This is a genomic window from Aquisphaera insulae (assembly GCF_011064615.1).
In the GTDB taxonomy this organism is placed as follows: domain Bacteria; phylum Planctomycetota; class Planctomycetia; order Isosphaerales; family Isosphaeraceae; genus Aquisphaera; species Aquisphaera insulae.
The window spans coordinates 1-8,370 of record NZ_JAALJH010000165.1 but is presented as its reverse complement, the minus strand read 5'-3'; the positions used below and the strand labels follow the sequence as shown (position 1 = coordinate 8,370).

6 protein-coding genes are annotated in these 8,370 nt (G+C 70.9%); 2 read left to right on the top strand and 4 right to left on the bottom strand.

Annotation, left to right across the window (positions count from 1 at the left end; genetic code table 11):
• Window positions 1-349: 349 nt before the first annotated feature.
• Window positions 350-1,543 carry a Gfo/Idh/MocA family protein gene (locus tag G6O54_RS36015; RefSeq protein ID WP_165235602.1) on the bottom strand — a complete coding sequence of 398 codons (1,194 nt, stop codon included), beginning with the start codon at window positions 1,541-1,543 and terminating at the stop codon, window positions 350-352.
• Between the two features lie 393 nt (window positions 1,544-1,936).
• Between G6O54_RS36015 and G6O54_RS36010 the strand changes: the two genes are divergently transcribed.
• Both G6O54_RS36010 and G6O54_RS36005 read left to right on the top strand, forming a co-directional pair.
• On the top strand, window positions 1,937-3,256 hold the full coding sequence (locus G6O54_RS36010) for a Gfo/Idh/MocA family protein (protein WP_165235599.1): 1,320 nt from the start codon (window positions 1,937-1,939) through the stop codon (window positions 3,254-3,256).
• A 24-nt stretch (window positions 3,257-3,280) separates the two neighbouring features.
• Window positions 3,281-4,012: a ThuA domain-containing protein gene (locus G6O54_RS36005; RefSeq protein WP_165235596.1), complete on the top strand. Its 732-nt coding sequence runs from the start codon at window positions 3,281-3,283 to the stop codon at window positions 4,010-4,012.
• Window positions 4,013-4,141: 129 nt separating this feature from the next.
• Here the strand turns inward: G6O54_RS36005 and G6O54_RS36000 are convergent, their stop codons facing one another.
• The 3 genes from G6O54_RS36000 to G6O54_RS35990 form a co-directional block, all read right to left on the bottom strand.
• Complete coding sequence (locus G6O54_RS36000) at window positions 4,142-5,029, bottom strand: Fpg/Nei family DNA glycosylase (RefSeq protein WP_165235593.1); 888 nt, start codon at window positions 5,027-5,029, stop codon at window positions 4,142-4,144.
• A gap of 180 nt (window positions 5,030-5,209) precedes the next feature.
• Entirely contained in the window at window positions 5,210-6,937 is a 1,728-nt protein-coding gene (locus G6O54_RS35995) for a tetratricopeptide repeat protein (RefSeq protein ID WP_165235590.1), read from the bottom strand.
• A gap of 80 nt (window positions 6,938-7,017) precedes the next feature.
• Complete coding sequence (locus tag G6O54_RS35990; RefSeq protein WP_165235573.1) at window positions 7,018-8,133, bottom strand: DnaA/Hda family protein; 1,116 nt, start codon at window positions 8,131-8,133, stop codon at window positions 7,018-7,020.
• Window positions 8,134-8,370: the final 237 nt, after the last annotated feature.

Below are 8,370 nucleotides of genomic sequence, written 5' to 3'. Positions count from 1 at the left end.
ACCGGATCGGCGCGGCCTTGGAAATCACGATGGCTCCCCTCTTGGGCAAGCCGTGCGAGCATGGACTCGCCCGCTCGTACCCCATGAATCGGCGGTCCGGTGCGTCTGCGCTTCGCTTGACACACCCTACAAAAGATGCGCATGCCCACGCCCGTGGATGGCGGATTTCCGAGTCCGGCGCGCGCTTCGGCCGGATGAGCCCGAAATCATGGCTCTCAGGCGCGCAACGGCTTCCTCGCTCGTCCTCCCTTCAGCCCGAAGGTCGAGCGGGCCTCCGGTCGTCGCGAGGAAGCCGTCGGCGCCCTGCTTCTCAATCTGGATCAAGATCCGCATCATCGACGCCTTCTGCTCACGCCCACCTCGGCACCTTCAGCGTCTCGCCCCCCTTCATCGCCGACTGGTGGGCGACGATGCCGGGAACCGTCAAATCCAGGGCGGCGACGAGGTCCACCAGCGGCTTGCGGTCCTCCAGGATGGCGGTGACGAACTCGTTCATGAGGTAGCCGTGCGAGCCCTCGTGGCCGCCGGGGTTGACGCTCGGGGGCAGGGCGGGGCGCTCGAGGTCGGGGAGGTTCTTCTCGTCGCCGTGGTAGCTCATGCCGGTCATGTAGCCGCGCTGGCCGTAGACGCGGCCGGTCTCGCTGCCGGGGACCTTGGTGTCCCAGGACATCGCCATCCGGGACATGCCCCCCTCGCTGGTCCGGAAGAGGGCCACCTCGGTGCCGAACGGGTTGCCGTAGGCGTTCTTGCCCGGCTGCATCGGCCCCTTCAGGCTGGGCATGCCCAGGCAGGAGACCTCGGTGAAATGGCCGCCGGCCACCATCACGTAGTAGGCCGTCGCGTGGGTGGGATACCACTGGGGCGGCAGGCCGACCCGCCATTCCTTGTAGGACGGGATCTGCTCGACCGAGTCGTGGTAGTACTCGCCCTCGGAGTAGACGAGCTTGCCGAAGCCCCCCGCGCGGTAGACCTGACGCATGGCGTGGCACTCGGCGTGATAGGCGGAGGTCTCGAACATCATGTAGGTCCTGCCGCTGTTCGACACCACCTCGTAGAGCTCGTGGGCCTGCTCGATGGAGCCGAACGCCGCGGGCACGGCGGTGGCCACGTGCTTGCCGCGACGGACGGCCTCGATGCAGTGCCGCGCGTGGCTCGGGGCGTCCGTCGCGACGAAGACGGCCTCGATCGAGTCGTCCTTGATCAACTCCTCGAGCGAGGGATACGTCTTCTCGCACCGGCAAGCCTTCGCGAGGTTGGCGCAGCGGTCCGGGAAGAGGTCGCTGACGGCGACGATCTGGACGTTGGGATGATCCTGGAAGCCGAAGGCCGCGCCGAACTGGCAGACCCCATAGCCCACGATCCCGACGCGGAGCTTGCGGTCGGAGACCGGCTTCCAGGCCTTCTTCGACCGCGCCGAGGTCGCCACGCCGCCGGCGCCCAGGATCTTCTCGCCGGGGCCCTGGCCTTGTGCCGCGGCCGTCGCCGCCGTCGCCGCGAATGCCGCCTGGCCGAGGAAGGAACGGCGGGAGAGGTCGTCGAACATGGCGGGCTCCTTTCGTGTGGTGATCGCACGAGGTCGAGGATGCGGCGAGGGGCGCCGCGAGGTCGGGCAGGCAGGAATGCCCGAGTATCGCGCGACGCCGCGGCGATTGCCAGGGGGCTTCGAGGAAAGGGGCGAGGGGCGAGGGGCGAGGGGCGTGGAGGAGCAGACGGGGGGACAGGGGGACGGGTGACCCTTCGTCAGCGATCCTGCGTGCTCCCCTTCCTTTCGCTCGTCCCTCGCCCCTCGACCCTCGTCCCTCTCTTCCAGGCCCCTGTTGACAGCGCATCCGGCGCGGGTTAGACCGAAGGAGAGCCCGCCGTCGCGGAGGAAGGCCCCCGCCTCTTGCCGTCCCCGCGACATCCATGCCGCATCGGTCGATGGAGGAGCACGATGATGAGCCCTTCGAATTCGAGGTCGCGCGGAGAGAGCACGCGTCGAGCGTTCGTGAAGGAGACGGCCACGGCCACGGCCGCCGCGGGGATCGCGGGGGTCATGGCGGCCGGCGGCGTGCATGCCGCGGGGAGCGACGTGATCCGGGTCGGCATCGTCGGCTGCGGCGGCCGGGGCACCGGCGCCGCGGGCGACGCCATGGCCGCGGATCCGGGCGTCCGGGTGGTCGCCATAGGGGACCTCTTCCGGGACCGCGTCGAGTCCAGCCGGTCGCTCCTGAGGTCCGACAAGCCCGAGCAGGTGCAGGTGGACGACGCCCACTGCTTCGTCGGCCTCGACGCCTACAGGAAGGTCATCGACAGCGTCGATTACGTGATCATCGCGTGCGCGGCCAAGTTCCACGCCATGTACCTGAAGGCCGGCATCGAGGCCGGCAAGCACGTCTTCGTGGAGAAGCCGCACGCCATCGACCCCCTGGGCGTCCAGGTCGTCCGCCAGGCCACGGCCCTGGCGAAGCAGAAGAACGTGGGGATCCTCTCCGGCCTGATGAGCCGCTTCTGGCCCATGATCGGCGAGACCGTCCGGCGCGTCCAGGACGGCCAGATCGGCGAGATCGTCTCCATCGAGGAGAACTTCATCCGCGGCCCGTACGGCCAGATCGCCCACCCCAAGGGCCTCCGCGAGATCGAGGCGCAGTACGCCAACCAGTACCGCTTCAGTTGGCTCTGCGGCGACGACGTGGTGCAGTCCCTGGTCCACAACCTGGACCGCGCCACCTGGGCCCTGAAGGAGACGCCCCCGGTGAAGTGCCACGGCCTGGCCGGCCGATCCGGCCCGCAGGACCTGCTGGGCGACGTCTTCGACCACCATTCCGTGGTCTACCACTACGCCAACGGCGTCAAGCTCTACGCCTTCTGCCGGACCACGAACAACTGCTACAACGAGGACTCGAGCCTCATCCACGGCACGAAGGGCGTGGCCAGCCTCAAGTCCGGCGTGATCACGGGCCAGAAGCCGTGGCGATACAGCGGCCCGAACGTCAGCCCGTACGTGATCGAGCACGCGGAGTTCATCAAGTCCATCCGCGCCGGCCGGCCGCTCAATTGCGGCGACTACGCCGCGCGGAGCACCCTGGTCGCGATCATGGGCCAGCTCTCCTGCTACAGCGGCCAGGAGGTCACCTGGGACGACGTCAGCCGGTCCGAGTACTTCTACGCACCCCGGCCCGAGGCCTGCACCTGGGAGATGGCTCCCCCCACCAGGCCCGACGCCAAGGGCGTGTACCCCGTCTGCGCCGTGCCGGGGACGACGAGGAACATCTAAATATTTCTGACTCGTGAGGTCCTCATGCGATTCCGCCTGATCGCGATCGCGGCCGCGCTCACCCTGGCCCTCCCTCTTGCCCTTTCCGCGGCCCCGCCGGGGAAGGCCCGGGTGCTGGTGCTGACCGGGAACGAGTACCCGGGCCATCACTGGAAGGAGACCGCGCCCCTGCTGGCGAGGTTCCTGGCCGAGGACGCGCGGATGACGACCGAGGTCCAGGCCGACCCGTCGTTCCTGGCCTCGCCGAAGCTCCACGAGTACGACGCGGTGGTGCTCAATTACATGAACTGGCAATCGCCCGACCCCGGCCCGGAGGCCCGCGCCAACCTGAAGCGGTTCGTCGAGTCGGGGAAGGGCCTGGTCCTGGTCCACTTCGCCTGCGGGGCCTTCCAGGGCTGGCCGGAGTTCGCCGAGATCGCCGGCCGCGTGTACAACCCCAAGCTCCCGCCCCACGATCCCTACGGCAAGTTCACGGTCCGGATCGTCGCGGCCGATCACCCGGCGACGAAGGGCCTCGCCCCCTTCGAGACGACCGACGAGCTGTATACCTGCCTCGACGGCACGCACCCGATCTCGGTCCTCGCCACGGCGACGTCCAAGCTCGACGGCAAGGACCACCCGATGGCCTTCGCCAGCCGATACGGCAAGGGCCGGGTCTTCCACAGCCCGCTCGGCCATGATGTCAACGCCCTGAGCACGCCGGGCACGCAGGATCTCTATCGCCGCGGCACCGCCTGGGCGGCGGGGCTGCCGTGAGACGCCCGAGATCGATGGGGCCACGGTGATCCGACGGCTCGACCGGGGCCAGGCAGGAGCCGGCCCCGACGAGATTCTCCCGATCCTCTTCTCCGTGCCTCGGTGCCTCCGTGGTTCGTCCCTCTTCGTCTACGCCTCCAGCTCATCCAGGCTCCTCGGCCAGTCGTCCTTGAGGAGCCGGGAGAGCGACCGGTCGGCGAGGATCTTGCCGCCGGTCTGGCAGCGGGGGCAGTAGTTCGTCTCGTTGTCGGCGTAGCGGATCCGCTGGACGGGGGCCGCGCACGCGGGGCAGGGCTCGCCGAACCGCCCGTGCACGGCCATCTCCGGCCGGAAGGCGGTGACCTTCTCCGGGAAGCCCCCCGCGAGCTCATCGCGGAGGCGATCGGTCCACTCGACGAGCACGACCCGGACCGCCTCGAAGAGCCGCCTCGCGTCCTCCTCGGAAAGCTTCCGCGAGAGCGCCAGCGGCGACAGCTTCGCCCGGTGGAGGATCTCATCGGAGTAGGCGTTGCCGATGCCGCTGAACAGCTTCGGGTCGGTGAGCGACCGCTTGAGCGTGTGGTTCTCCCCGCGGAGCACGGCCAGGAACTCGTCGAACGTCGCGGAGAGCACCTCCAGGCCGCCCGGGTCCTGGGCCAGGAGCGCGGGCTCGCCCTTGAGGAAGTACAGCGACGCCCGCCGCTTGGTCCCGGCCTCGGTGAGCAGGAGCGTGCCGGATTCGAAGTCGAACGCCGCCAGGTGGATCTTGCCGCCGGCCTTGGCCCCGGGGGGCTTCCAGTGCAGCCGCCCCGCGATCATGAGGTGGAGCACCAGCCAGAGGTCGTCCTCGAGCCCGATCGCGATCCGCTTGCCGATCCGCCGGACCTCGCGCACGACCTTCCCCGCCGCCGCCGAGAGCGGCGGGTCGAACGTCCGCAGCAGGAACGGGCTCCGCACGCGGGCCCCCTCCAGCCGCTTGCCGACGATCCGCGGCTCGAGCGCCTCGATGTAGACCGCGATGTCCGGCAGCTCGGGCATGGGGGCTCGAAGTGGTGAATGTTCACTCTTCAAGGCGATAAGGCTTGTGATTCCGGTAGAGCTTCAGGCGCGACTCGCCCTGGTTGCGGGCCTGGTCGTCGGTCAGGAGTGCGTCGGCTCGCGTCCGAGCCTCGCCGGCTCCTGGGGACGCGGCGGCCGGGGTTCCAGGACCAGGGGGCGTCACGGCGGATCGCGATAGGGCTTGTGGCTCTTGTAGAGGGCCAGGCGGGCCTCGGCGGGCCGCTTCGAGGCCGGGTCGGCGGAGAGCCCGATGGCCTCGGCCTGGACGCGCGCGGCGTCGTCGAAGCGGCCGGCCTCGGCGTAGGCGGCGGCGAGGGTGCCCAGGAAATCGGGCTCCTTTCGGCCGGTCAGCTTGCAGGCGGTCTCCGCCGCATCAATCGCCCGCCTCGCGTCGCGAACCTTCTCGACGGGGCAGGTGGCGAGGAGCCAGGCCCGGTCGTTATGCGCCGCGGCGAGGCCAGGGGCGAGGCGCACGGCCCGGTCGAAGTCGGCCAGGGCCGCGTCGTAGTCCTTCCGCGCGGCCTTCGCCTCGCCCCGGCCGAGGAAGGCCGCCGGGAAGGCCGGCCGGTTGCGAATGGCCTCGTCATAATCCACGATCGCCGCGGCGTGATCCCCCTTGTATCCCCGGACCCTCGCCCGCCGCTCGAGGATGGCCGCGTCCGCGGGATCCAGGCGGATGGCCTCGGTGTAGTCGGCGATCGAACCGTCGTAATTTCGCTTCTTCATTCGAGCCATGCCGCGGGCGTCGTACGCGAGCTTGTACCTGGGATCCAGGCGGATGGCCTCGGTGTAGTCGGCGATCGCGCCGTCCAGGTCCCCTTTCCCGTAGCGGGCGGTCCCCCGGCCGTAGCGCGCGCCGGCGACTTCGGGGTCCAGGCGGACCGCCTCGTCCAGGTCCGCAATCGCCGCGTCGTACCGCCCGAGATCCTTGCGGACGATGCCGCGGTAGTAGTACGCATCCCCGACGTTCGGGTCCAGTCGGATGGACTCGTCGAGGTCCGCGATCGCCCGGTCCGCCTGCTTCCGGCGGGCCCACACCCAGCCCCGGCCGCAGTAGGCGTTGGCGTAGCCGGGATCGAGGCCGATGGCCTCGTCGTAGTCGGCCGTCGCCCCGACGAGGTCGCCGCGGATCATCCGGACGGTGCCCCGGCCCGACCGGGCGACGGCGGATAGGGGATCGAGGCGGATGGCCTCGTCGTAATCGGCCAGGGCCCCGTCCAGGTCGTCGGCGAACCGCCGGGCATTCCCGCGATTCATGTAGGCGATCGCCCCGCCGGGGTCGAGGCGGATGGCCTCGGTGAAGTCGGCGATCGCCCGGTCATGGTCCTCCATCACGGCCCGGATGTTGCCGCGGCACACGAACCCGGACGGCTTGCCGGGGTCGCGCCGGATCGCCTCATCCACATCATTCAATGCGTTGTCGTATTCCTTGAGGAAGGTCCGGACGCGGGCTCGCCAGAGGTAATTCTCCTTCCCCGCCGGGTGCCTCCGGATCCGTTCCGTGAGGACGGTCACGGCCCGCTTCAGGGGGATCGCCCTGGCGGAGGGGATCCAGCCGGAGAGGTCGATTCCGTCCGCCGCGACCAGGAGATGCCGGCCGCCCCCGCCGACCTGCCGCACGGCGAAGACCTCCCCCGCAACCCGGTCATCGGTCGCACCGTCGCGGGGCCGGGCCTCCAGGAGCGCCTCGTCCCGCTCGAACGGCGTGCCCGGCAGGATGATGACCAGCTTGCCGACCGACGGGTCAGCCGCCGCCCGCTGCGCCCCGGCCGGTCCGCAAGCGACCGTCATCAGGAGCAAGAGCGCGGCCGGCGCGGCCGGCGCCCCTCGTCCTACTCGCCGCATCATGATCGCCTCCGCCCCCGCGGGGACGTCTGCACTCTGCAATCCACGTCGATCGCCGCCAGCACCCATCTCACATCCATATTCTTGGAATACCCCGCGCATCGATGCAAGGGCCGGCCGCCTCACTCCGCCGGGCGCGGCCGGGCCGGGGGCAGGGGGGCCTCGAGGGAGCCGAGCGAGGGGTCGGCGGCGATCCGCGCGGCGGCGGCCTTGCAGGCGTGGCGGACGGTGGCCGGATCGCGGCCGCCGAAGTAGTCGCCGATGGCGGCGAAGCTGAGCGTCGTGCGGGCCCGCGCCAGGTGCATGGCGAGGTGCCGCGCCTCGACGACCGCGGCCGAGCGGCCCGCGCCCCGGATGGCGGAGAGCTTGACGCCGAACCGCGCGGCGACGAACCGGGCGATCCGCTCGACGGTCCAGCCCGCCGCCGCGAGGTCGACCTCGTCCTCCAGGATCGAGGCGACGGCCGCCAGGTCCAGGGGCCTGAGCGGGTTGTTCCGCCCGCGGCCGCCCAGGGCGAGCCGGGCGAGCCAGCCGTCGAGGGTCCGGTAGCCGTCCGCCGTGGACGCCAGCGACTCGATCGCCTCCGCGGCCAGGGCCAGGCCGCTGGACCGGGCCCGCTCCAGGGCATACCGCCGCAGCAGCGCCGGGCCGGGCGGGTCCACGCGGACGGCCAGGCCCCCCATCAGGCGATTCACCAGCCGCGCCGGCCAGTGCGACCGCGACCACTGGTTCGGCGGCGTCCGGCAGGCGATCGCGAGCGATCCGCCCGACGCATCCAGGGCATCCAGCGTGTGGATCATTTCCTCGGTCGCCAGGGGGATCCGCTCGAGGCCCTCGAAGTCGTCGAGGATCAGCAGGCCGACCGACCGGAACCGCTCCCGCAGGCCGGCCCAGCCGGAGCCGGCGGCCTCCTCGGGCCCCTCGCCCGGCCCGGACGTCCTGCCGGCGCCGCCGCCGGAGTTGGCCCCGGCGGCCTCGAAGCAGGCGTCGGCGAAGCCCGCGGCGTCGGTCCGCGCCAGGGCCTCGTCGGGCCGCTTGCGGATCCAGTCCGCGGCCAGGCCGTCCAGCAGCCGGGACTTCCCCACGCCCGAGGGGCCGTGGATGATCAGCGGCGAGAGCCCCTCGCGATCCCCCTTCGCCAGCGCGTGCAGGCTCGCCGCCGCCAGCTCGTTCTCCGGCCCGGCGAGGAAGCCCTCCCAGGGGTCCCGCGGGGGCGGAGGTGACTCGGCAACGGTCATGGCCTACGCTCCCCCACAAGCTGGGGGCGAGCGAGTCTGTTCCCCTCCCCCCTTCGTGGGGGAGGGTTAGGGAGAGGGGGTTTGGGCGAGCCGTTGACTCCGAGGCGAGCCGCGGAAGGAGGAGCACTCCGAAATCCGAGATGTCCTCCGGCATGCCGATCGCGGTAGCCCCCTCTCCCTAACCCTGGGATGTTGGAGAGTGGGACTTGGCGGCCCGGAGGCGGGGTCGGGACTCGA

Coding starts and splice junctions, on each gene's coding strand:
- G6O54_RS36010 (WP_165235599.1), top strand. CDS start 1,937: ATGAGCCCTTCGAATTCGAGGTCGCGCGGAGAGAGCACGCGTCGAGCG.
- G6O54_RS35990 (WP_165235573.1), bottom strand. CDS start 8,133: ATGACCGTTGCCGAGTCACCTCCGCCCCCGCGGGACCCCTGGGAGGGC.
- G6O54_RS36015 (WP_165235602.1), bottom strand. CDS start 1,543: ATGTTCGACGACCTCTCCCGCCGTTCCTTCCTCGGCCAGGCGGCATTC.
- G6O54_RS36005 (WP_165235596.1), top strand. CDS start 3,281: ATGCGATTCCGCCTGATCGCGATCGCGGCCGCGCTCACCCTGGCCCTC.
- G6O54_RS36000 (WP_165235593.1), bottom strand. CDS start 5,029: ATGCCCGAGCTGCCGGACATCGCGGTCTACATCGAGGCGCTCGAGCCG.